Raw genomic sequence first — 23164 nt, 5'->3', positions numbered from 1 at the left:
GAACCGGTGCGGCGGTGCGCTCGTCGAGCGCACCGCCGTCAGCCGACTGTGGCCGCCGTCAGCCGACCATGCCCTCTGTCAGTCGACCATGGCGTCAGCGCGCTCGCGCAGGTCGCGGAGGCGGACCAGGGAGGTCTCGATCTCGGTCAGCCGCTGTTCGCGACGGGTGCCCGAGTGCACGGCGGCGGCCTCCTCGGCCGCGCGCAGGGAGGCGTCGACCGAGCGGAGGGTCTCGGTGGCGATCTCGGTGAAATGGTCTCGGAGCGAACGCTGTACCGCGCGCAGGCGGTAGCGGGACTCCTTGCTGACCTGGAAGATCACATCGTCCATGAGCCGGGACACCGCCACCTTGGCCTCGGCCTGGCGGCGGTTGGTGCGCGCCTTGCGGTCGTCCCACAGGGCGTTCACGCCCAGCAGCACGCCCGCACCGGCGGAGTACCAGTTCACCAGGGACATGCCCAGCAGGCTGGTGGCGAGGCCGACCATCAGCACGCCGCCGTAGGAGCCGCGCAGCGCGGTCAGGACCTGTTGGGTGACACCGAGTTTCGCGCTGTCCAGGTTGTCCAGGGCGGCGACCGGTTCCAGCACCTCGCCGACGTCGCCCGGATTGTCCAGGCGCAGATCGGGACTCGGGATCCCGCGATCGGGGAACTTCGCGGCCACCTGCTCGGACAGTTCCACCGAGCGGTAGTGCGCGATGACGAAGTTCTCCTCCACCGCCTCGCAGATCTTGGCGTCGAGCTCGCCGCCGAACTCCGGCCAGCGCCGCGCCGGATCGCGCTTCATGATGTCGGCCTCGGCATCACGGATCAGGCTGCGCAGCCGGTGGCGCAGGTCGTGCTCGGTGTCGGCCATCAGCTCGCCCGCACCGTCGGCGAGGGTGACCTGCCAGTTGGCCGAGCGCTGGCGCAGCTGCTCGGCCTCCTCACGGGTGCGGCGCAGCTGCTCGGTGATCACGCTGTAGCGGCGCGGATCCCGCAGCGTCTCGCCCTCACTGCGCAGCGCTAGCGCCAAATGGTCTGTGATCAGGCCGATATCGCGCACCGCCGCGTCGGCGGCGACCAGATCGGCGCGGCCCAGCACGTAGGCGCGCAGATGGTCGAGCAATTGCGGCACACCGGATTCCAGGTCCATCCGGTGATCGCCGGAGGCGGTGGCCTGCTCGTGCAGACGCGCGGAGGCCGGGGCGACGGCGAAGGCCAGCCCGGCATCGTCGAGCAGCTGCCGGTCGCGCTGCTGCACCTGCGGCCACTGCGGGTACTGATCGATCTTGTTGAGCACACAGACGACGGTCGGGCACACCTGCTGGATCCGCTGCAGCTGCTCGATCTGCGCCGGCGTGAAGGGCGCGGCCGCGTCCGCGACATAGAGCACGGCGTCCGCGGCCGCCAGCAGCGACCAGGTGGCCGGGGTGTCGGCGGGCGAACCGGGCGCGTCCAGCACCACGAAACCCTCCGCCAGCAGCGGGCTGGGCTGGGTGAACTCGGCGCGGATGACGGTGGCCGCCTCGAGCCCGGACACCGCCTCGAGCGGATCCACCTGCTGGCGCTCCGCCCGCCCGCCGGCGAGCGATTTCACCAGTGTGGCAGTGGATTCCGGCCCGTACTCGGCGATCACCGGCACACTGGCCTGTCCCTCGGTGGCGCTGACCGGCGAGCCGACCAGGCTGTTCACCAGCGTGCTCATCCCACTCTGGGACTCACCGGCCACGACCAGGCGCACGCGCGGATCGGCGATGCGGGCCCGCGAGATGCCGAGCCGGCCGGCCAGATCGGTCCGGCCCGCGGCATGGGTGTGCTCGAGCAGCTCGTCGAGCAGCTCGAGCAGAGGCCCCATCGCATCCGGATTCTTCACAACGGCAAGGCGTTCGGCACCACTCACAGCAGCATCGTGTGATCGAGCACGCCGTGCATCGAGTGGCTACTGTCTCCGAAGGTGCTGTGCGACATCAGATTCGAGGACAGCCCCGAATCGTGCACGGTGAATCCGGCGTCGTGCACGCTCGGACCGCCGTCGTACACCGACAGCAGCGGCTGCAGTCCCGAGTCGTAGGCGATGGGGGTGACGGCGTGATGACTCGAATCGACGGTGTCCGACGCGGGCTTGACCGGCTTGATCCCGGCATCGGGCAGCTTGGGCTGGGTGGTGAGCTGTGGCTGCGTCGGAATCGACTGCGGCACCGTCGGATCGGGCACGTCCAGGGTCGGCTGCTCGTGCGTCGGCACCTCGGGCTTCACGGTCACCGGCGGCGCGGTGGTGTGCGGCGGATTGCTCACCGACGGCGCGTGCGTCGGGCCGTCGTCGGTATCGGACGGCCAGGTGTTGGACGGTCCGCCGTGGCTGTCGGAGTCGTCGCTCGGACGCTGCGGGCGGGTGGTGCCCGCATCAGGATCGCTCGTCACCGGCGGCACCTTGGTGACCGGCGGCTGCGTGGTCGCGACCGGGATCTTGGTCGGACCGGGGTCGGCGGTCGGGATCTTGGTGGGCACGGTGGGCTGGGTGGTGAGCACGGTCCCCGGCTCGACCTTGGTGGGAATGCTGACCGTCGGCGGGGTCTTGCCGGTGGTGTCGGTCAGCAGCGGCTTGGCAGCCATGGATCCCGGATGATCGGGCGAACCCGGGCCGTTCGCGGTGAGCGCGGGCTGACGGCCGAAGTCGAACAGCGTCGGCGCATTGGCGACCGGCGCGGTCAGCGGCGACGGACCGGCGGGCATGGCCAGCAGGTTCGCGATCGGATGATTGGCGACATCGGGCTGGATCGTGGTCTGCAGCGGTGTGGCCACCACCGGCTGGGCGACGGCCACCGGCGCGACGGCCACGGGCGCGACCGCGATCGGCACCACCGGAGCGGCAACCACGATCGGCGCGGGCGGCGCGACCGCCATCGGCGCGATGGGAGCGACCGCCGCCGGAGCGACCGGAGCGCCACCGAAGGACGGCACGCTCGGACCGGCGGGCAGACCGGACGGCCCACTCCCGGCGCCGGCGGACGAACCGGGAACACCCACAGGCGAACCCGGCGCGGTGGCGGCGGGACCGGTTGCGGCGGTCACCGTTCCGGGCGCATGCGCGGCGGGATCCACCCCGCCCGGCTGACCGGCGACGGGTTGACCGGGCGAATTGGGTACCGCGGCACCGGCATTCGGCGCGTGCGGATCGGCCGCGGGCTGGCCGTTGTATCCGGCCGGATTCTGCATGCCCGCGGTGGCGTCCTTGCCGAACTGGACGTACTGGTCGTACACATCGCCGACCGCGACATCGACCTTCATATCCGAGGTGAACCACACGCCGTCGAGACCGGCGTGCATGTCCACATTCCAGCTGGTCTTGACGAAGATTCCGATGCCGTCGTCGCCGACGCCCTCGAACGGGTTGCCCGCACCCATGCCCGCACCGGGGTCGACGATGCCGCCCGTACCGGGCAGATGCATGCCGTTGCTGCCCGGCAGGTTCATGCCCGGCACATTGTTGTGCAGGAAGTTCTGCTGCGCGTCGAAGAAGTTCTGCTGCGCGTCGAACAGCGAGCCGGGCTGCGTTCCGACCGGCAGGCCGAAGTCGCCCGACGGCTGCGCGGGTTCCACGGGCAGGCCCAGACCGGCGGAGGGGTCGTAGCCCTCGTACGGAAGGCCGAGGCCGGAGGTGTCGACGGTGCCCACGCCGATGCCGTGGTAGCCGGCGGTCAGGCTCGGATCGGACGAGGGCTCGGAGCCGAAGAACCCGGGGAACAGGCCGGCATCGGTGCCGTGATGGTCCGGGTGGTTCAGGGGGGCGTTGGCCGCGACGGCCGGGACCTGATGGTTCGGCGCGACCGGACCCGGGGTGATGTCGGGGAAGGTGAGCGTGGGGCTCGGCACGTCCGGCTGCGGATCGTTGACCTCCGACCAGCCGACATTGCGGCTGTCGTGGTTGATCGCCGGGGTTTCGCCGCTGCGGGTGCCGCTGGCAGCGACCAGCGCGCCGCCGGTCACATACGCGCCCGCCCTCGAGACCCGCGCGACACCGTTCGCGATCCGGTATGCGGCGTCGCCCGCGTCGTCACCGGCGGCGGAATCGTCGTCGAAGGGCAGATCACGTGGCATACAAGCTCCCGCTCTCAGGACTTCGGCGGTCCGCCCCTGGCGAACCGCCGCTTGAAACTCGTTTCACACCCTATTTCCGGAAATCCGGTCTGTCACATCCACCAGGTTGGTGGTGGTGCACGTGATGGTGAGACACATAGCTTGTCACCCGACATATCCGGACGGAAGCCCCAGATATTGACTGCGTAACGAACCGCGGGCCAGAACCATCCGCCCGGTCTCGTCCAGCCCCGAAACCCTCTCCCACACCCCGGACCTCGTCAAGAGCCCCGCCACTTCCCATAGACCGCCCGCCCCCACCGCCCGCCGCCACCAGCCCCGAACAGGCGCAGGAGAGTCCACCCGCCCCCGGATAAAGCTCGTGCCCCGCTGCGCAAGCAGCGGGGCACGAGAGTCCGAGAGGCGGAGAACCCCTTACTTCTTCTTGGGATCCTCGGTCGACAACGCGGCCACGAAGGCTTCCTGCGGAACCTCCACGCGGCCGATCGTCTTCATCCGCTTCTTGCCTTCCTTCTGCTTCTCGAGCAGCTTGCGCTTACGCGAGATGTCACCGCCGTAGCACTTGGCGAGCACGTCCTTGCGGATGGCCCGAATGTTCTCGCGCGCAATGACCCTGGAACCGATGGCCGCCTGGATCGGCACCTCGAACTGCTGACGCGGGATGAGCTCGCGCAGCTTGGTGGTCATCTTGTTGCCGTACGCCTGGGCGGCGTCCTTGTGCACGATGGCCGAGAACGCGTCCACCGCCTCACCCTGCAACAGGATGTCCACCTTCACCAGGGCGGCGGCCTGCTCGCCGTTCTCCTCGTAATCGAGCGACGCGTATCCGCGGGTGCGGGACTTGAGCGAGTCGAAGAAGTCGAAGATGATCTCCGCCATCGGCAGCGTGTACCGCATCTCGACGCGGGTCTCGGACAGGTAGTCCATGCCGAGCAGCTCGCCGCGACGGGCCTGACACAGCTCCATGATGGTGCCGATGAATTCGCTCGGCGTGATGATGGTGCAGCGCGTGATCGGCTCGTAGATCTCTTTGAGCTTGCCCTCGGGCCAGAACGACGGGTTGGTGACGACCTGCTCGGCGCCGTCCTCCATGACGACCCGGTAGACCACGTTCGGCGCGGTCGAGATCAGGTCCAGATCGAACTCGCGCTGCAACCGCTCGCGGGTGATCTCCATGTGCAGCAGACCCAGGAAGCCGCAGCGGAAGCCGAACCCCAGCGCGACCGAGGTCTCGGGTACATAGGTGAGCGCGGCATCGTTGAGCTGCAACTTGTCCAGCGCGTCGCGCAGTGCCGGGTAGTCCGAACCGTCGACCGGATAGAGACCGGAGTAGACCATCGGCCGGGGCTCGCGGTAGCCGGTGAGCGCCTGGGTCGCGCCGTCGCGGGCGGAGGTGACCGTGTCACCGACCTTGGACTGGCGCACGTCCTTCACGCCGGTGATCAGATAACCGACCTCGCCGACGCCGAGTCCCTTGGTGGCCTTGGGTTCCGGCGAGACGATGCCGATCTCCAGCATTTCGTGGGTCGCGCCGGTGGACATCATCTTGATCTTCTGACGCGGCAGCAGCTTGCCGTCCACCACGCGTACATAGGTGACGACGCCGCGGTAGGTGTCGTACACCGAATCGAAGATCATGGCGCGCGGCGCCGCGTCCGCGTCGCCGACGGGCGCGGGAACCTGCTTGATGACCTCGTCCAGCAGTTCGGTCACGCCGACGCCGGTCTTGCCGGAGACCCGCAGCACGTCCTCGGGCTCGCAGCCCACGATGTGCGCGATCTCGGCGGCGTAGCGGTCCGGGTCCGCGGCCGGGAGGTCGATCTTGTTGAGCACCGGGATGATCGTCAGATCCTTGTCCAGCGCCAGATAGAGATTGGCGAGGGTCTGCGCCTCGATGCCCTGCGCGGCATCGACCAGCAGCACCGCGCCCTCGCACGCCTCCAGCGCCCGGGAGACCTCGTAGGTGAAGTCCACGTGGCCCGGCGTATCGATCAGGTGCAGGACATAGTCTTCACCGTCGACGGTCCAGGGCAGCCGCACGTTCTGGGCCTTGATGGTGATACCGCGCTCGCGCTCGATATCCATCCGGTCCAGGTACTGGGCGCGCATCGCCCGCTCCTCGACTACTCCAGTGAGTTGCAGCATGCGATCGGCCAGGGTCGATTTCCCGTGGTCGATGTGCGCGATGATGCAGAAGTTCCTGATCCGGGACGGATCGGTGAACGTCGTATCGGCGAAGCTGCTAATCGGAGTCACTCCTCGGCATGGCGAAACAGCGGCATGTCAACCCCGGAGTCTACGGTGCGCCCGGGGCGCTGCTCGCCCCCGGCGCTCCCGAGCGCTCCACCACCCCGGCCGGGCTCCCCGAAACCCGCCGTGACCAGCCTCGCGACACCCTTCGCGAACTGTGCGGCCGCACAGGCGAATCCGGCCCGGATGAGAACCTCGCCCACCGCCGTTAAGCTGCCGGACATGGCCGGCAGGTGGAACGCTCTCGGTAAGCAGTTGGGGATCGTCGCTAAGGAGCAGGGAACACATCTCGTCAAGCAGCAGGCGCCGAAGCTGATCGGGCGGGTGCAGAGCTCGTCGATGTGGGATCGCGCGGTGCGCGCGGTCGCGACCCCGCGCAAGGCCGCGGGTCCGGCGATCCGGCCGACCGCCACGGCCGGGGTGCCGTCCAAGGAACGCGCCCGCATGATCGTCTACAGCCCGCAGCTGGACGGGCGTGCCGATCCGGGCGAAGTCGTATGGACCTGGGTCCCCTACGAAGAGGACGCGAGCAACGGGAAGGACCGGCCGGTGCTGGTCGTGGGCCGTGAGCGCGACACCCTGCTCGGACTGATGCTGTCCTCGAACGAGGACCACGCCCACCACCCGAACTGGGTCGGCATCGGCAGCGGAGCCTGGGACAGCGCGGGCCGCCCCAGCTGGGTGCGCCTCGATCGCGTGCTGGACGTGCCCGAGGGGGGCATCCGCCGCGAGGGCGCGATCCTCCCCCGCAAGACCTTCGACCTGGTCGCCCACCGTCTCTGCGCCGAATACCACTGGCACTGAGCCGGATCCGGGCTCGCCTCCCCTTTTACGCACCGTGCCCCCGGTCCTGCGGGACCGGGGGCACGGGATTCGACAGGGGTATCAGCTCACCATGTTGCGCGAGCGCCCGAACAGCGCCCCGTAGACCAGCGCGCCGAGCACGCCGCCGATCAGCGGGAACACGATGAACACCCATACCTGCGCCAGTGCGCCGTCCTGATACGGCGCGACCGCGAGGCTGCGCGCCGGGTTGACCGAGGTGTTGTCCACCGGGATCGAGATCAGGTGGATGACCGCCAGGGTGATGCCGATCGACAGACCCGCCAGCGGCACGTCCGAGAGCTGATCGGTCGAGGCCAGCACGACGAACACCAGCAGCGCGGTCAGCAGGATCTCGACCGTGATGGTCGCGGCCAGCCCGTAGCCGTTGACGGTGATGCCCGCCAGCTCCAGCGCCGAGGGGCTGTGCGCACCCCAGCCGTTGGCTCCCAGCCCGTCGGCCGCGCGATCATAGGACGGCAGATTCTGCGCGATCGCATAGATCACCGCGCCGCCGGCCAGACCACCGAGGATCTGCACGACCATGTACGCGCCCGCGGCCATCGCGTCGAGCCGCCCGAGCAGGAAATGTCCGACCGTGACCGCCGGATTCACGTGGCAGCCGGAGATCGGCCCGATCGCGTACACCAGGAACATCAGGGTGAAGCCGAAGGCCAGCGCCACACCCAGCGCACCGACCCGGCTGCCGGCCAGCACCGCGGTGCCGACACCGCCGAGCACCAGCACGAAGGTGCCGAAGGCCTCGGCGAACAGTTTCCTGCCCAGCGAGATCGGCTCCAGCTCCGATAGTTCTTCGACGACTTCCTGCGATGTAGGAGACATCAGCCACCTTCCGGATCGTCCCGCATAAGCGGAGAGCACTTGTGCATCTGCTGTTTCGCGTCATGCGAGCCGAGTGATCTCGACAACCACTTCGAGATCGGTCGAGCCGCTACCGCTGAAGATACCTTTGAGAGGCGGCACATCCGCGTAATCACGACCCACTCCGACCGAGACGTGTTGTTCGGTGACGGGAATGTTGTTGGTCGGGTCGTAGCCCCACCAGGCGCCGGTCCAGGCCTCGATCCAGGCGTGCATCTGACCCGCGACGGTGTTGCCGACCTCCGCGGCGGGATCGGGATGCAGGTACCCGGAGACGTAGCGGCTGGGAATTCCCATGCTGCGCAACAGCAGCAGCGTCAGGTGCGCGTAATCCTGGCAGACGCCACGGCGTTCGGCGAACGCCTCCACCGCCGAGGTGTGCACCGAGGTGGTCCCCGCCAGATAGCTCATCTCCTGATGCACCCATTCCGCCCCGCGCACAACAGCTTTCGCCGGTGGCACGCCGCGTGCGAGCTGCCGCGCCACCGGGCCCAGCCGCCGTTCACGCGGCACGTACCCGGTCGGAGTGAGGAGTTCGTCGAAGCGGTCCGCGACCGACTCACCGCGCAGTTCCTCCCAGGACAACTCCTCCGCGGGCCCCGCGAACGGCTCGGTCTCCACCACCGACGCGCTGGTGACCTCCAGTTCGGTGTGCTGGGCATGCAGATCGAAGGCGGTGACCGTGGTCCCCCAGTAGTCGACGTACCGGAAAGACCTGGTCGAGGGCACCGTCTCGACCCGATTGAGGATGACGTTCTGCCTGCTGTCCGCGCGCGGAGTCAACCGCGCCTCGTTGAACGACCGCGTGACCGGCGCGTCGTACACGTACCCCGTGGTGTGCACCACCCGCATCCGCCAGCTCATACTCGTACCCCCCAGCACGCGCGGGGGTCGTCCGTGATCACGCAGGCTGCCGGCCCTGGTCCCCGGCCGTTCATGCCGTCTCCTCCAGCCGCAGTTCGATCCGGCCGTGCAGTCCCGTCCAGGCGACCCAGGATTCGGCGTGGAAATACTGCAGCGCCACGGCTTCTCCGACCTCGTGGCAGGTCTGCTGCAACCAGAGCAGCCGACTGGGTAGATCCTCGAACAGCACCTTCGCGGGGAGGAACTCCAATTCGCTGCGCGCCCGGCCCAATAGTCGATGCGCCTCGTGCCGGGCGGCGAAGCGACTGTTGGGACGCTGATCCAATTCCTGCAGGCACGCCTCGGCCACCCGGAGCGAATGGAACACCGAACGCGGGAAAAGCCGGTCCAGCAGGATGAATTCGGCGATCTGATTGGCGTCCAATACCCCGCGATGGGTGCGCAGATAGGGATCGTGCGCCCCGGCCGAGCGCAGCACCGTCACCCACGCGGGCGAGGAGGTGCGGTCTCCCGCGCGCGAAAGCAGCAGCCGCACAGTCATATCCACTCGTTCGATGGATCGCCCCAGCAGCAGGAACCGGTACCCGTCATCGCGGCTGAGCGTGGAGTCCGACAGTCCGGCGAACATGGCCGCGCGGTCGGTGATGTAGTGACAGAACTGGTGCGGACCCAGCGCCCGCGAGGCTCGCTCGGCCCCGGGCAGCCCGTTGTAGGTGGCGTTGAGGCACTCCCACATCTCGGTGGAGGTGACTTCCCGTGCCCCCCGGGCATTCTCACGCGCCCGGCTGACCGAGTCGATGATGGATCCGCCGTTGTCGGGATCGAAGGCGACCAACTCGGTCACCGACCAGACGTCGAGTTCGTGCTCGGGCGACTCGATCCCCAGGACCCGAAGCAGCACCCGCGAGGTGCGGTCCGGGTCCACCGTGGCGTCCTCGAGCAATTGATGCACCGCGACATCGAGGATGCGCGCCGTGTACTCGGCGCGCTCCACGTAACGGCCGATCCAGAAGAGGGATTCGGCATTCCGCGCCAACATGATGACCACCGCCTAGCTGAGTTACTGCTGTTGTTGGGTGGCCCGCGTCGATGAGGGCTCTCTCGATTGGTCGCGATCGGGGGCGATGTGTTGTTCGCCCACCAGTTGTGTGCCGTCCAGCTCCCGTTGTGCGACCGAGGTTCTCGGGGCCAGCACCCAGGTGTCCTTGCTGCCGCCGCCCTGACTCGAGTTCACCACGAGGGAGCCCTCCGGCAGGGCCACTCGGGTCAAACCGCCCGGCAGCACCCAGATGTCGTCGCCGTCGTTGACCGCGAAAGGTCGCAGATCCACGTGCCGCGGCTGGAGTCCGCCGCCGATCTTGCTCGGCACGGTGGACAGCTGCACCACCGGCTGCCCGATCCAGCCGCGCGGATCGGCGCGGACCTTGCGCCGAATCGCCTCCAGCTCTTTGGCGTTGGCGTCGGGTCCGATGACGATGCCGTATCCGCCGGAGCCCTCCACCGGTTTCACCACGAGTTCGGCGACCCGGTCGAGCACCTCCTCGCATTCGCCTGGCTCCCAGCAGCGGTAGGAGTCGACATTGGGCAGAATCGGCTTCTCGCCCAGGTAGTACTCGATGAACGCGGGCACATAGGTGTAGACGAGCTTGTCGTCGCCGACGCCGTTGCCGACCGCGTTGGCCAGCACCACGGTGCCCGCGCGGGCGGCATTGAGCAGTCCCGCGATGCCGAGCATGGAATCCGGCCGGAACTGCATGGGATCCAGATAGGTGTCGTCGATGCGCCGGTAGATGACGTCCACCTGCCGTTCCCCGGCGGTGGTCCGCATATAGACGACACTGTCGCGGCAGAACAGGTCCCGTCCCTCGACCAGTTCGACGCCCATCTGCCGGGCCAGCAGTGAGTGTTCGAAGTAGGCGGAGTTGTAGACGCCCGGGGTCAGCACCACGACGGTCGGGTCGGCCTCGTTGGGTGCGGCCGCCGCGCGCAGGGCGCGCAGCAGATTGCTCGGGTAGTCCCCGACCGCGCGGACTCGGTGCGAGGCGAACAGGTCCGGGAAGACCCGGGCCATGGTGCGCCGGTTCTCCATTACATAGGAGACGCCGGACGGTGAGCGCAGGTTGTCCTCGAGCACCCGGAAGTCGCCCTGCTCGTCGCGGATCAGATCGATCCCGGCGACGTGGATGCGGACGCCGTTGGGCGGGACCAGGCCGGTGGCTTCCCGATGGAAGTGCGCGCAGGAGGTGACGAGGCGCTTCGGGATGACCCGATCGCGCAGAATCGTCTGATCTCCGTACACATCGGCCAAGAACGCTTCTAGGGCCCTTACACGTTGTGTGATGCCGCGCTCGAGTTTCGACCACTCGGTGGCGGCGATCACGCGGGGAACAAGGTCGAGTGGAAAGGGCCGTTCCTGACCCGAGAGCGAGAAGGTGATGCCCTGATCGGCGAAGGCGCGGGCCAGCGCCTCGGCCCGCGCGGCCAGGTCGCCGGCGTCGATCGTGGACAGGGCGGCGAAGATGCCCTTGTAGGCTGGACGGGTCCTACCTGCGGAATCGAACATTTCGTCAAAGGCCAGGGCGTATTTGCCCGGTCGGTATCCCTCGAAGACTCCCCCTGCGGTGGCATCGGCGAGCACACCGCGGCCGTTCGATACAGGAGCGGCCGCAGCCGTTTTCGATGTCCTCGTTGGACCCTGCGCGGCAGCGGCGGGAGTCATGCAAAAATCGTCCATCACGCAGGAGCAACACGCAGTTGGACCGGGATAAATTTCTGGTTTCGGCCAGGTAGCGGACAGGGCCGATTTCATACCCCGGTGTGTCGCCTGGTAACCTCGATCGTCGGCGTTGCCCTATCGATGTGGTGCGCGCCCGAAGACTTTGTTTTCAAGACTTTGTATCCCGCATACACCCACACGAAGGAACACGAGGAAACAGGCGTGGCCAACATCAAGTCCCAGATGAAGCGGATTCGCACCAACGAGGCCGCGCGTCAGCGTAACCAGTCGGTGAAGTCCTCGCTGCGCACCTCGATCCGCAAGTTCCGTGAGGCCGCTGCCGCGGGCGAGCAGGACAAGGCGCTCGAGCTGCTGCGTTCGGCGAGCAAGAGCCTGGACAAGGCTGCCGCCAAGGGCGTCATCCACATCAACCAGGCCGCGAACAAGAAGTCGGCGCTGTCGCTGGCCTTCAACAAGCTCGGCTGATTTTCCCGGTCTCATTACCGGACAGAATGCTTCGAACAGCCGCCGTGGCCACGACGACCACGGCGGCTTTTGTCGTTCCCGTCACGGCGCACTTGCCCGAGCGGGCGGTTCGCAGCAGGATGGCTGCGATCCTCCGGCAATCGGATACAAACCCGTTGGGAGTTCTTTTGGCACCGCTACGTCGTAAGAAGTCGTCCTGGAGCCGCGGCGCGCTTGCCGCCGGTGCGGTCGCGCTCACGCTGACCACCGGTCTCGGCACCGCCGCCGCCCGCCCGATCGGCCCGTTCGAGGTCGGTGGCGCGATCGAGGTCGCGTACGACCGTGCGGGTGGACCCGACTTCTTCGGCGACCCGCTGAGCCCGGAAATGGATGCCGCGGGCGGTGGCAAGAAGCAGGACTTCGTCAACAACGCCTCGATCTACTGGACTCCGGCGACCGACGCGCACGCCATCGGCGGTGCGATCCGGGAGAAGTGGCGGGGTCTGAACTCCGAATCCGGTGCGCTCAAGTACCCGGCCACCGATGAGGGCGCGACCGCCAAACCCGGCCGCTTCCAGCACTTCCAGGGCGGGTCCATCTACTGGTCCCTCGGCACCGCCGCGCACATGATCAGCGGCACGATTCGCGACAAGTACGGTGCGGTCGGCTGGGAGAGCAGCCCGCTGGGCTTCCCCATCTCCGATGAGGGCAAGGCGTCCAAGGACAACGGCCGCTACACCCTCTTCGAAGGCGGCGCCATCTACACCTCGTCCAAGGGCGGCACCCGCGTCGTGTGGGGCGCGATCCGCGACGAGTGGGTGCGCAACGGCTCGGAGAACGGCCGCTACGGCTACCCGACCGGCGACGAATACGACTACCAGGGCGGCAAAGCCCAAGACTTCGAGGGCGGCAAGATCACCTGGAAGCCTTGAGGTCATGAATCTTTCGAGCCCGCTCCGTGTTTCTGGAGCGGGCTCGTTCGTGTCCGGGGCAGGTGTTGCTCAGGCGCAGGCTCGTTCGTGTGTGGCAGATACTGCTCAGCACGGCTGACTTCATGTGCGGCAGGTACTAGCTCAGCGCGAGTGACTCAGGTGCGACAGGTCCTGCTCAGCTCGGCTGGCGCAGGTCGAGGATGCGCGAAAGTGCGTGTTCGAGGGCGTAATTGGTGTCGGCCGCTCCGCCTTTGACATCGGCGTTCAGCGCGGCGACGACCTGCAGGGCCTCGCCGATGGTGGCGCCGGTCCAGCCGCGACTCTGGCCCTGGGCCTTCTTGACCTTCCAGGGCGGCATGCCGAGGTCGCCCGCCATCTTGAACGGGTCGCCGCGTCCGGCCGAGCCGACGCGCGCGATGGTGTGCACCGAGTCCGCGAGGGCATCGGCGAGCAGGACCGCGGGGACACCGCGGTCGGTGGCCCAGCGCAGCGCTTCCATGGCGGCGGCGCGATCACCCGAAACCGCCAGGTCCGCGACATCGAACCCGGAGACCTCCGCCTTGCCGGAGTAGTAGCGGTGCACGGCGGCGACGTCGATCTTGCCGCCGGTGTCGGCCGCCAACTGTGAACAGGCCGCGGCCAATTCGCGCAGGTCGGACCCGACCGACTCGATGAGTGCCTGCACCACGTCCCCCGATACGCGCAGGTTGACGGCGCGGAACTCGTTGCGCACGAACTCGACCCGTTCCCCGGCCTTGCCGACCTTGGCGCACTCGTGCACTACGGCGCCCAGCTTCTGTAGCGCCGGCACCATGGCCTTGGCTCGCCCGCCGCCGGTGTGCAGCAGCACCAGCACCACGCCCTCCGGGGGTGAAGCCGCGGCGTCGAGCAGTACGTTCACCGCGTCCTTGCCCGCCTCGGCCGCCGACTCGAGCACGATCACACGTTCCTCGGCGAACAGCGAGGGGCTCAACAACTCGGCAAGCTCCGCCGTACTGGCATCCCCCGCCCGCAGCCGATCCACCGGCATCGAATCCGAACCGTTCGATCCCTCCCGGGCCTGCGCGGTAATGGCCGACACCGCCCGCTCGATCAGCAATTCCTCTTCGCCGAGCACGAGATGCAGGGGTGCGGGTCGTTGGCTCACGCAGCCGATCCTACGAGCCCGCCCCGACAACCCCGCCACCAGTCACGCTCCCGCCCGTCCGTGTTCCGCACTCCAGTCGTCAACCGCACTCCATCGTCAGCTGCACTCCATCGTCACCCGCCGACTCCCGGCGGTCCCGCTGCCTCCCGAGCCGTCTGCGGTGCCAGCGCCGCGATCAATACACCGCACAGCACCGCCGCGACAAGCCCCGAGCGCACGCCGCTCGGCAGGGTGACGGACGCACCCAGTGCGGCCGAGTGCGATGCGACGTTCAGCAGCCACCACAGCAGCGGGGTGGTGCAGTACAGCACCAATTCCGCCGGGGGCGACCACACCGGTGACAGCACCGCACCGACCGCGCCGAGGACGGTGATCGGTGCGACGACCGGCTCCACCAGAATGTTGACCAGGATCGCCATCAGGCTCAGGTGTCCCGTCATGGCGATCACCACCGGCGTGGTGACCACGAACGCCGCCGCCGACACCGCGGCCGCATCAGCGGGCGCTCGCCACCAGCCATGTGCGCGAAGCCGATCCGACCAGCCCGGCGCGAGCACGATCAATCCCGCCGTCGCCAGTACCGACAGCGCGAACCCCAGATCCACCGCCAACTCGGGCGACCACGCGATCAACCCGATGATGGCCGTACACAACGCGGGTAGCGCCTGTTTCCGCCGCCCGGCGCACAGGGCCAGCAATGCCACCGCCCCCATCACCGCCGCACGCAACACACTCGGCGAGGGCCGCGCCACGACTACGAACATCACCAGCACCACTCCCGCCACCACCGCTCCCACCCGTGGATCCACCGTCAGCGCGCGCATCGAAAGCAGCACCGCCCCAAGCAGAATCGTGATGTTCGCGCCACTGACCGCCGTCAAATGCGCCAGATCCACCTCCCGAAAATCCTCCCGCACCTGCTCGGGCAACCGGGACGTATCCCCGATCACCAACCCCGGCAACAACCCCGCCGCATCCTCCGGCAGTGCCCGCCCCGCGGCGCCGGCGAAGCTCCCGCGTACTTTCCCGGCCACCCGCTGCCACCACCCGGCCTCGCCCACCACGGTCGGCGCCCCGTTCACCCGCAACACAGCGACCGTAAGGTCCGCCCGCCAAGCCCGATCCACCCGCCCCCGAGCCTCCACCCGTTCCCCCGGCAGCACCCCGCGCCACCCGGCCTCCGGTGCCATCAACACCACCGCTCCCCCGCCCCGGACAACCTCACTCCCATCCCGAAACTCCACCAGTTCCCCGCGAACGATCACCTTCTTGCCGCCGAACCCTCTCCCCCGCACCGCCTTCGGATCATCCCGAACGACCACCACCGCCGACACCCACTCGCCCGCCCGCACTCCCCGCAACGGATGCCCCTCCACTTCCTTCTCCCGCCAGCTCCCCGCGCCCGCGAACCCGGCCCCCGCCAACACCGCAGCCACAACGACCCACCCGACACCCCACCGCCTCCCGCCCGCAGCACCCCTTCCCCGCGCCTCGCCTCCTTCGCCGACCCGAAACGCACGGCTCGCCAACACTTCGAGGTCCTCTTCTCCTACTTCGGAGGTCTCCTGTCGCTCGAAGCTCTGCCGCTGCGCCACGCTCTCCCGCCTCCTGAAACCCTCTCTCTGCGTCACGCCCTCCCGTCTCCCGAAGCCCTCCCGCTGCGTCACGATCTTCTGACGCCCAGAGCCCTCCGGATGCGCCGCGCTCTCCTGACGTCCCGAGCCCCACACAGACAATTGTCGAGCCCGCTCCCGAACCATCCACGCCCACAACCCGATCCCCCCGGCAGCCCCCACCACCGCAACCCACATTCCCACCCGCCACCCGCCGATCAGCGCCAGAATCGTTCCACCCCAACAACACACCGCCGCCGGCACCAACCGCGCATCCAACACCTCCCCCAGCGCGACAAACCCCCGCTCCTCACTCACTCGGATCTCCCGCTGCCGCCCCACACCCACCGCCCCGTCACCGCGCTTCCCCTGCTGCCCCACTCCCACCGGAGCATCACCGCGCTTCCCCTGCTACCCACGCCCACCGCAACATCACCGCACCCACCTGGCTTTCCGGATCGCTCGATGGCACGTGTCTGCGAGCCGCCGCGAGGCACGGCGTCCATCCACCGGCGCGGCAACTCGCACAACCGACTCGCACCAGGCGCTTTCCGTGCTCGGGTCGCCACACTCATTCGGCGACGCGCAGTGGCCACGACATGGAGAAACCGTGGGCCCTGCGTCGTCACGGCCGATAGCGATGGCCGACAACACCGCTCGACCGGAGGTAGCCTCGAGTGACACCGGGCGACGCCCGGCGACAGGCCTGACGAGCCACCGCATCGCCCGCACCGCGTGCCCGCGGACGGTATCGGCGAGCCGCTGCCGCCCGGCCCCGACCGGCTCGACCACCCAGAGAATCGACTCGCGCGCGGGGCGCTCCTCCGGGCTCGGCGCACGATCGGATTCCGGTCGGACCGCAGAATTCTCATGGCGTGTGTGCCGGGCCTTGCTGAGATCGACCCTCGGCGTGGGCGCCTCCGGTCGAGCCGAGTTCCGGTGCCGCCCGATGTGTGGCAGCCGGTGAGTCCCCGGGTATTCGGTGGTGACCGAACGGGTGTCATCCGGAGCGATGACCGGAGGCACGGCGCGCGACCGATGGCGGCTCATATCGTCACCACCGCGCGCAGTTTGGCGAGCCGGGACGGGCCGATCCCGTCGATCTCGGTGAGTTGGTCTATCGAGGTGAAGCGACCGTGCCGAGTTCGCCAGCCGAGAATGGCGCGAGCGGTGATAGGACCTACGCCGGGGATGGTGTCGAGGTCGGCTTCGGTGGCGGTATTGAGGTTGACCTTGGTAGGTGGACCCGCAGAGCGGGTGGGATCGCCGGCCGTGGCGGACGTGGGCGGCTTGGTTCCGTTGGTGAGCGTGCTGCCCGTCTGCTGCGTCGTGGATCGTGGTGTGGAGGTGGTGCGGCCGATCACCAACTGGTCGCCGTCGCACAGGGGTTGGGCCAGGTTCAAGCCGGAAAGGTCTGCCTCGGGGCGAGGAGTGGCGGCCCTGAGCGCATCGGCGATTCGGGCTCCGCTCGGGAAGCGACGAAGGCCGCCGTGCTCCACCAGGCCGACGACGCTGATGACCAGTTCGCCGGATGCGTTGGCGTCCGGGGCGTTCGAGGTATCCGCCGAACCCACCGACGCCGAGGGCAGCCCCTTGCCGACCGGCGGCGCGTCCTTGGCAGGCTGTGAGGCCTGCGCGTTCGAAGACCGCGGCGACCCACTGGGCTTCGGCGCGGACGTCCGCGTGCCACCGGATGTGCCCTCTCCAGCCGCCTCCGGGTCAGTCACGGAGCTGTCACTCAGGGTCGCGATCGGTGGAACCGGCTGCACCACCGGCCTTTCCCGGAACGACACCAGCAGCGCCAGCAGGATCGCGACCACACCGATTCCGGCGAGAATCACGGTGCCGCGCGGCCCCGGATCCCACCGGGTGCCCCGGAAGCGTTCGGGTACCAACCGCTCGTGCCACAACGACATGCTCCCCGAGGGCTCGGAAAGCCATGCGGGCGCCGATGATCCGCCCCGTTCGCCGGGGTGAGCCGCATCGGTGACGTCATCCCAGCCGTCGGCAGCGCAACCGCTCCGAGCGCGCGGGCGTTGCTCGCCGCCGCACGGCCCATCGGAATCTCGCTCGTCCGGCCCGATGGCGGACCGTTCGATGGACTCCTCGTCCCAACGCGCCGTATGCGGCGGGGAAGGCCGGAATTCCGGTGGCGTCCCCGCTGGATCGGGTGGGTCGAGTGCGCCCAGGCGACGCCGGACCTGTGTGCGTTCGTCGGTTCGTGGCATGGGCTCAAACTAGGCCGACGCCTGCGCATCTCCAGGACTCCGACCTGGGCATTCATCAAACCTGTGGATACCGAAACCTATTGTGGACAGCCACATTTCCGTTCGATATCCGCAGCTCACAGCACCGGCCGCACGCGAAGCCACCGCCTGGGGAGCGCGGCGGCGACAACCGGGAAGAAATGTCGGCACCGCTGAGCGGTACGACGCGACAGTTCGACCGGATCAGCCGCAGCCCCCGGGAACAACCAGCGCGCCGACCGCCCCCATACCCAGATGCACCCCGAGCGTCGGCCCGAACTCCGCGACGATCAATTCCCGGATCCCCGGAACCAGATCCCGCAACTGACCCGCGACGGTGTTCGCGGCATCCTCCGCACCCAGATGCTGCACGGCGATGGCCGCCCCGTCCTCGCCCGCCGCATCCACCACGGCCGCAACGAGTTTGGTGAACGCCTTGGATCGGGTCCGCGCCTTCTCGCGCAGTTCCAGCCGCCCCTCGACGATCTGCAGGATCGGCTTGGTCACCAGCTCGGTCCCGAAGAACGCCGCCGCGGAACTCAATCGACCGCCCCGGCGCAGCTGCTCGGTGCGGTTGACGACGATGAACGCCCGACCGCGGCTCGACGCGGCCACGGCGGCGTCGTAGACGATATCCAGCTCCGCACCGGTGCGTGCCCGTCGCGCGGCGGCCAGCACCGGCAACCCGGTCCCGAGCCCGGCGCTCAAGGAGTCGACCAGCCGAACCTTCCCGGCCGCGTCCATATCCCGCACCGCCTGCCGTCCGGCCTCCCAGGTCCCGGACAGCTGACGCGAAATATGCACGGCGACAACACCGTCGCCGCCGCTCAGCTCCAGCGCCCGCTCGTACGCGGTGCGCAGATCACCGGGCGACGCGGACGAAGTGCTCACCGCCGAGGAGCTGTAGTCGATATCGCAATCGTCCACGCCCTCACGGATTTCCCGATCGTCGACCAGCACGTGCAGCGGTACCGCGAGCACACCGAGCTCCGCGCTGAGTTCCGCCGGCAGACTGGCCGAGGAATCGGTGACAACCACCACCGTCATGAACTAGCGGACCTTTCGCGCGCGGAGTCCTTCATGCAGTGAGAGTCCTTCATGCAGTGCGAACCTCGCGGACCGTCGCCTCGGACAGCACCTTGACCATCGCACGCGCGACGGCGGTGTGCGCTTCCCAGCCCCAGTGGATGCCGTCGGGATTGGCGGGACCGTTGAAGATGTTGTCGCGCACCGCTTCTCCGAGGTCGACGAGCGGAACCGAATGCTCGTCGGCCCACTTCCGCACGGCTCGCACCATCGGCTCGCGGCCCTTGTGCACGCGCGCGTACGCATCGCACTGATGCACCGAGGGCAGCACGCCGATGAACGGCAACTCCGGCCGCAAGTGCGCCAGCGAGTTCCGCGACTGCTCGAGGTAGTCGACGCTCACCGCGGGCGGCAGTGCCACCGGGAAGCCCAGCGGCGACAGCCGCGGCTGCAGCCAGTTGTACGCGGTGCGTACCTGGCGACGTGCGAAAGACGGCCGCACATAACGGATCAGCTCGCGCAGTGCGGTCGGCAGCGGCGAGGGCAGCGAATCCATGCCGCCGGTCGCGAACACCACGGCTCCCGCGCGCGGCACGGCCGCCCACACCCGTGGATCACCGATCAGCGCCCAGTAGGCATCGCGGCAGGTCCAGCCGATCCGCGCCACCAGTTCGACATCCCAACCGAGTTCGGCCGCAACGAGATTGGGCCAGATCCGGGGATGGTCCGCGGGCAGTCCGCCCTTGGGCCCGAAGTAGGACAGCGAGTCGGCGATGACGACCAGCACCGGCCGTTGCGCGGCCGAATCATCCACCACCGGTTCGGTTTCCGCGACCACGGGCGCGCCGAACAGCGCGTCCGGCAGATGCCGGACCTGCGTCACCTCGGAGGCCTGGCGCAGCTGTTCGTCGGAGACGGCCCGTTCGCCGGGGTTGTCAGAGGACATCAGGGGCTACCTTCGCGAGTGCGTTCCACACGTCCAAACGCCAGCCGGGCTGATCGCTGCTGGGACCGTGGCTGGTCAGCTGCACCCAGCTGGTATTGGCGAGCCCACCGAGGATCGGCCAGTTCGATTCCGGAAGCTCGAGCAGTGCCGCGGTCAGCGCCGCGATCAACCCGCCGTGCGCAACGAGCACGATGGTACGACCGGGCCAGTCCTCGCGCGCGGCGAACAGCTCCTGCACCACCGGGAGTGCGCGAGCACCGACCTGCAGCTTGGATTCACCCCCGGGCGGGGTGAACGTGGGGTCGAGCCGCCAGGCTTTGCGTGCGCCCGGGCTCATGGCGTCGACCTCGATGTGGGTCAAGCCTTCCCACTGCCCGAGATCGGTTTCGCGCAGCCGCGGGTCCGTGACGACCGACATCGACGCGTGGTCCGCCACCGCGAGCGCCGTGTCGTGCGCGCGCTTGAGATCCGAGGACACGATGGCGATCAGATCACCGCACGCGATGTCCGGTGCGCAATCCTTGGCTTGACGGCGGCCGACCTCGCTGAGTTCGGTGTCGATCTGGCCTTGCATGCGGTCGGTGGCGTTCCATTCGGTTTGCCCGTGCCGCAACAGAATCAACCGGCGTACACCGGCCATCTTGCTCACTCGTGCGCCCCGGCCTCGTCATTTCCAGCCGCGTTCGCTCCGGCCTCGTTCTGCGCGGAATCCTCGGCACGCTGCTGGCCGAGGCCTTCGACGGTCACCTGTGGGCAGTCCTTCCACAGCCGGTCCAGGCCGTAGAAGTCGCGCTCGTCGTTGTGCTGGATGTGGATCACGATGTCGTTGTAGTCCAGCAGCGCCCAGCGGCCCTCGCGGGTGCCCTCACGACGAACCGGCTTGAACCCGGCGTCGCGCAGCCTGTCCTCGACATTGTCGACGATCGCGTTGACCTGACGCTCATTGGGCGCGGACGCGATGACGAAGCAGTCGGTGATCACCAGCTGCTCCGACACGTCGAGCACTACCACCTCCGAAGCCAGCTTCTCATCGGCCGCCAGTGCCGCGACTGTCGCCATTTTCAACGCTTCGACGGATGCGCTCACGCTGCCACCTTCCTAGTGCACTTCATCAAGTACGGGCCTGCGGCACATAGAGGTGCCGTTTGGATATGTATTGCACGACCCCGTCAGGAACGAGATACCACACGGGCCGGCCTTCGCTGGCCCGCTGGCGGCATTCGCTGGACGAGATCGCCAGGGCTGGGATCTCGATCGTCGTGACGGTGTCGGCGGGATAGTCACGGAGGTAGTCGGCCAGGTGGTCGATGTTCAATTCGTACCCGGGACGGCTCACTCCGACGAATTTCGCCAGCTCGAACAGTTCCGACCAATCCTGCCATGTCAGGATGCTGGCCAGCGCGTCCGCACCGGTGATGAAGTACAGATCCGCGTCGGGATGCAGATCCCGCAGGTCACGAAGGGTGTCGACGGTGTAGGTCTCCTTGCCGCGGTCCACGTCGGTGCGGCTTACGGAGAACTGCGGATTGGACGCGGTGGCGATGACCGTCATCAGATAGCGGTCTTCGGCCGGGCTCACATGCCGATCGGCCTTCTGCCACGGTTCACCGGTCGGCACGAAGATGACTTCGTCGAGTAGGAAGCGGTTGGCGACTTCACTGGCGGCGACGAGGTGGCCGTGGTGGATGGGATCGAACGTACCGCCCATCACCCCCAGCTTCCGGCGCCCGTTCGTATACACGAAAAGCGAGCTTACCGGGGGCAATCGAGCTGAGCGCGCAGCGGCGGGTACACGCTGCGCGCTCAGAGCCGGGTCAGGGCTGACCGATGCTCTTGTATTCCGGCTTCAAGCTGCGGTCGAGTTTGATCCACGGCACGGTGATCACGATGTTTCCCGCTGCGTGCGAAGCGATTTCGCCGAAGTGGATCTGCATGCCGTCCTTGGTGGCCACCCAGTTCTGGTAGTTCTCGGCCTTGGGCTCGATGGACGGCTTGTAATAGCTCTCGCCCGCGTTGGTCCCGGGCACCAGCAGCTTGGCCTGCTCGGAGAGCGTGAACAGGCCGTCGCTGAGATCGGTGAACAGATCGGTGATCGCGAGAGCCTTGCCGGAATCGAGCGAGGTGTTGTGCGTGACGAACATGTTGTACGGATGTGCCCCGTGCTCGGCCATGTAGTCGACGCTGAGCTTGCCGCTGACGACATGCGAGCCGATGTAGACGACCTCGCTGCCGAGATCGGTGAGCGTGGTGGTGTTGTCCTTCTCGGCGATGAACTTGTCGGCGGCCGAGCGCATGGAGTCGTTGAACTCGCGGCGCGGGTCGGTCTTTCCACCGGCGACCTGGGGGACGACCACGGTGTAGTTGTAGCCGGTCAGCGAGTACTGGGTCCCGTACATCCGCTCGGGTTCGTCGGCGCGGGCTACCACGGTGCCCGCGGCGGTCGCGAGTACGGCGAGCAGTAGGGCGATGAGGGCGTGGGCGGCAAGGGGTCGCCTCATGGATGGCTCCGGATCGACTGGGTGCCGAGCGGGTCTCGGCGTCGATCTCTACAGTGCTGAGCTGGACTAATGCTTTTCTTACAGCCCACTAACGAGCGTGCTCCGGAGCCCGTTGGAAAAAGTTTCGAGATTTCTTCCGAGATGTGTCGAAGCCGCCGAATCGGCTCCGACCAGTAGGTGACAGCAGGTCAACGGAAACCCAAGGAGCACATCATGTCCGTCACCACCTTCTTCTGGTTCGAGTCCAAGGCCGAAGAGGCCGCGAACCGTTACGCCGAGATCGTCCCCAACTCCAAGGTCACCGGCGTCACCCGGATGCCGGACGGTTCGGCTTTCATCGTGTCCCTCGATCTGGACGGGCAGTCGATCACACTGATGAACGGTGGCCCCGAGCATCCGTTGACCGATGCCGCCTCGATCCAGCTGATCGTCGACTCCCAGGAGGAGGTCGACCGGCTGTGGGCCGCGCTCACCGAAGGCGGGAAGCCGGGGCCGTGCGGCTGGCTGGTGGACCAGTTCGGCCTCAGCTGGCAGGTGGCTCCCTCCCAGCTCATGGATTTCATGTCCGGCGGCAGCCCCAGCCAGGCCACCGCCGTCACCACCGCTCTGCGCAGCATGAGCAAGATCGACCTCGAGGTCTTGCAGGACGCGTTCGATCGCGCCTGACTTCGACCGCGC

General features: G+C 68.0%; 21 protein-coding genes. 5 read left to right on the top strand and 16 right to left on the bottom strand.

From position 1 onward, the window contains the following. Positions 1 to 78 precede the first annotated feature (78 nt). From NJ1_RS12630 to lepA, 3 genes are all read right to left on the bottom strand, one after another. On the bottom strand, positions 79 to 1881 hold the full coding sequence (locus NJ1_RS12630; RefSeq protein WP_245717355.1) for a P-loop NTPase family protein: 1803 nt from the start codon (positions 1879 to 1881) through the stop codon (positions 79 to 81). Then, a complete protein-coding gene (locus NJ1_RS12625) occupies positions 1878 to 4079 on the bottom strand; it encodes a hypothetical protein (protein WP_067692317.1) in 2202 nt (733 codons plus the stop codon). The genes NJ1_RS12630 and NJ1_RS12625 overlap by 4 nt, the downstream gene beginning before the upstream one ends. A 414-nt stretch (positions 4080 to 4493) precedes the next feature. Further along, the gene (gene lepA / locus NJ1_RS12620; RefSeq protein WP_067692314.1) at positions 4494 to 6335 is read right to left on the bottom strand and encodes a translation elongation factor 4; all 1842 of its coding nucleotides are present in this window, start codon (positions 6333 to 6335) and stop codon (positions 4494 to 4496) included. An 8-nt stretch (positions 6336 to 6343) separates the two neighbouring features. Between lepA and NJ1_RS38975 the strand changes: the two genes are divergently transcribed. Together NJ1_RS38975 and NJ1_RS12610 are read left to right on the top strand one after the other, a co-directional pair. After that, positions 6344 to 6541, top strand: a complete 198-nt coding sequence (locus tag NJ1_RS38975; protein WP_157573923.1) for a hypothetical protein — start codon at positions 6344 to 6346, stop codon at positions 6539 to 6541. 10 nt (positions 6542 to 6551) lie between these two features. Further along, positions 6552 to 7133, top strand: coding sequence for a type II toxin-antitoxin system PemK/MazF family toxin (locus tag NJ1_RS12610; RefSeq protein ID WP_067692308.1), 582 nt, complete (start codon positions 6552 to 6554; stop codon positions 7131 to 7133). 81 nt (positions 7134 to 7214) lie between these two features. Here the strand turns inward: NJ1_RS12610 and NJ1_RS12605 are convergent, their stop codons facing one another. From NJ1_RS12605 to NJ1_RS12590, 4 genes are all read right to left on the bottom strand, one after another. After that, the gene (locus NJ1_RS12605; RefSeq protein WP_067692305.1) at positions 7215 to 7994 is read right to left on the bottom strand and encodes an aquaporin; all 780 of its coding nucleotides are present in this window, start codon (positions 7992 to 7994) and stop codon (positions 7215 to 7217) included. A 60-nt stretch (positions 7995 to 8054) separates the two neighbouring features. Then, positions 8055 to 8897 carry a transglutaminase family protein gene (locus NJ1_RS12600; protein WP_084478076.1) on the bottom strand — a complete coding sequence of 281 codons (843 nt, stop codon included), beginning with the start codon at positions 8895 to 8897 and terminating at the stop codon, positions 8055 to 8057. A gap of 70 nt (positions 8898 to 8967) precedes the next feature. Then, complete coding sequence (locus tag NJ1_RS12595) at positions 8968 to 9936, bottom strand: alpha-E domain-containing protein (protein WP_067692899.1); 969 nt, start codon at positions 9934 to 9936, stop codon at positions 8968 to 8970. A 21-nt stretch (positions 9937 to 9957) separates the two neighbouring features. Further along, the gene (locus tag NJ1_RS12590) at positions 9958 to 11616 is read right to left on the bottom strand and encodes a circularly permuted type 2 ATP-grasp protein (protein WP_084478133.1); all 1659 of its coding nucleotides are present in this window, start codon (positions 11614 to 11616) and stop codon (positions 9958 to 9960) included. A gap of 219 nt (positions 11617 to 11835) precedes the next feature. Here NJ1_RS12590 and rpsT point away from each other — a divergent pair, with 219 nt between their 5' ends. Then, complete coding sequence (gene rpsT / locus NJ1_RS12585; protein ID WP_067692896.1) at positions 11836 to 12099, top strand: 30S ribosomal protein S20; 264 nt, start codon at positions 11836 to 11838, stop codon at positions 12097 to 12099. 167 nt (positions 12100 to 12266) lie between these two features. Then, on the top strand, positions 12267 to 13010 hold the full coding sequence (locus NJ1_RS12580) for an LGFP repeat-containing protein (protein WP_067692296.1): 744 nt from the start codon (positions 12267 to 12269) through the stop codon (positions 13008 to 13010). Between the two features lie 175 nt (positions 13011 to 13185). On the opposite strand, the gene holA is transcribed toward NJ1_RS12580, so the two are convergent. From holA to NJ1_RS12535, 9 genes are all read right to left on the bottom strand, one after another. Next, the gene (gene holA, locus NJ1_RS12575) at positions 13186 to 14157 is read right to left on the bottom strand and encodes a DNA polymerase III subunit delta (RefSeq protein WP_067692293.1); all 972 of its coding nucleotides are present in this window, start codon (positions 14155 to 14157) and stop codon (positions 13186 to 13188) included. Between the two features lie 113 nt (positions 14158 to 14270). Continuing rightward, the gene (locus NJ1_RS12570) at positions 14271 to 15593 is read right to left on the bottom strand and encodes a ComEC/Rec2 family competence protein (protein WP_157573922.1); all 1323 of its coding nucleotides are present in this window, start codon (positions 15591 to 15593) and stop codon (positions 14271 to 14273) included. Positions 15594 to 16816: 1223 nt separating this feature from the next. Next, complete coding sequence (locus NJ1_RS12565; RefSeq protein ID WP_218025179.1) at positions 16817 to 17998, bottom strand: ComEA family DNA-binding protein; 1182 nt, start codon at positions 17996 to 17998, stop codon at positions 16817 to 16819. A gap of 222 nt (positions 17999 to 18220) precedes the next feature. After that, positions 18221 to 19063 carry a DegV family protein gene (locus NJ1_RS12560; protein ID WP_067692287.1) on the bottom strand — a complete coding sequence of 281 codons (843 nt, stop codon included), beginning with the start codon at positions 19061 to 19063 and terminating at the stop codon, positions 18221 to 18223. Between the two features lie 49 nt (positions 19064 to 19112). Next, complete coding sequence (gene octT / locus NJ1_RS12555; RefSeq protein ID WP_245717353.1) at positions 19113 to 19988, bottom strand: diglucosylglycerate octanoyltransferase; 876 nt, start codon at positions 19986 to 19988, stop codon at positions 19113 to 19115. Further along, on the bottom strand, positions 19978 to 20628 hold the full coding sequence (locus NJ1_RS12550) for a histidine phosphatase family protein (protein ID WP_067692887.1): 651 nt from the start codon (positions 20626 to 20628) through the stop codon (positions 19978 to 19980). Before NJ1_RS12550 ends, octT begins: the two co-directional genes overlap by 11 nt. Before the next feature lie 5 nt (positions 20629 to 20633). Then, positions 20634 to 21074, bottom strand: a complete 441-nt coding sequence (rsfS, locus tag NJ1_RS12545; RefSeq protein WP_067692284.1) for a ribosome silencing factor — start codon at positions 21072 to 21074, stop codon at positions 20634 to 20636. Positions 21075 to 21099: 25 nt separating this feature from the next. Next, on the bottom strand, positions 21100 to 21729 hold the full coding sequence (gene nadD / locus NJ1_RS12540; RefSeq protein ID WP_157573921.1) for a nicotinate-nucleotide adenylyltransferase: 630 nt from the start codon (positions 21727 to 21729) through the stop codon (positions 21100 to 21102). A gap of 73 nt (positions 21730 to 21802) precedes the next feature. Then, a complete protein-coding gene (locus tag NJ1_RS12535; protein WP_067692276.1) occupies positions 21803 to 22486 on the bottom strand; it encodes an RsiV family protein in 684 nt (227 codons plus the stop codon). A gap of 213 nt (positions 22487 to 22699) precedes the next feature. Here NJ1_RS12535 and NJ1_RS12530 point away from each other — a divergent pair, with 213 nt between their 5' ends. Then, positions 22700 to 23152, top strand: coding sequence for a VOC family protein (locus NJ1_RS12530; protein ID WP_067692273.1), 453 nt, complete (start codon positions 22700 to 22702; stop codon positions 23150 to 23152). The last annotated feature ends 12 nt before the right edge of the window (positions 23153 to 23164 follow it).

The sequence above is a fragment of the Nocardia jejuensis NBRC 103114 genome, assembly GCF_001613145.1.
GTDB classification, from domain to species: domain Bacteria; phylum Actinomycetota; class Actinomycetes; order Mycobacteriales; family Mycobacteriaceae; genus Nocardia; species Nocardia jejuensis.
This window is presented reverse-complemented; position numbering and strand designations above follow the sequence as displayed.

Excerpts from the sequence above, each read along its gene's own strand:
- NJ1_RS12625 (WP_067692317.1), bottom strand. The coding sequence starts at position 4,079 with ATGCCACGTGATCTGCCCTTCGACGACGATTCCGCCGCCGGTGACGAC.
- NJ1_RS12530 (WP_067692273.1), top strand. The coding sequence starts at position 22,700 with ATGTCCGTCACCACCTTCTTCTGGTTCGAGTCCAAGGCCGAAGAGGCC.
- NJ1_RS12595 (WP_067692899.1), bottom strand. The coding sequence starts at position 9,936 with ATGTTGGCGCGGAATGCCGAATCCCTCTTCTGGATCGGCCGTTACGTG.
- NJ1_RS12565 (WP_218025179.1), bottom strand. The coding sequence starts at position 17,998 with ATGCCACGAACCGACGAACGCACACAGGTCCGGCGTCGCCTGGGCGCA.
- NJ1_RS12535 (WP_067692276.1), bottom strand. The coding sequence starts at position 22,486 with ATGAGGCGACCCCTTGCCGCCCACGCCCTCATCGCCCTACTGCTCGCC.
- NJ1_RS12600 (WP_084478076.1), bottom strand. The coding sequence starts at position 8,897 with ATGAGCTGGCGGATGCGGGTGGTGCACACCACGGGGTACGTGTACGAC.
- NJ1_RS12610 (WP_067692308.1), top strand. The coding sequence starts at position 6,552 with ATGGCCGGCAGGTGGAACGCTCTCGGTAAGCAGTTGGGGATCGTCGCT.
- NJ1_RS12550 (WP_067692887.1), bottom strand. The coding sequence starts at position 20,628 with ATGGCCGGTGTACGCCGGTTGATTCTGTTGCGGCACGGGCAAACCGAA.
- NJ1_RS12590 (WP_084478133.1), bottom strand. The coding sequence starts at position 11,616 with ATGACTCCCGCCGCTGCCGCGCAGGGTCCAACGAGGACATCGAAAACG.
- NJ1_RS38975 (WP_157573923.1), top strand. The coding sequence starts at position 6,344 with ATGGCGAAACAGCGGCATGTCAACCCCGGAGTCTACGGTGCGCCCGGG.
- octT (WP_245717353.1), bottom strand. The coding sequence starts at position 19,988 with ATGTCCTCTGACAACCCCGGCGAACGGGCCGTCTCCGACGAACAGCTG.
- NJ1_RS12560 (WP_067692287.1), bottom strand. The coding sequence starts at position 19,063 with ATGACGGTGGTGGTTGTCACCGATTCCTCGGCCAGTCTGCCGGCGGAA.
- NJ1_RS12605 (WP_067692305.1), bottom strand. The coding sequence starts at position 7,994 with ATGTCTCCTACATCGCAGGAAGTCGTCGAAGAACTATCGGAGCTGGAG.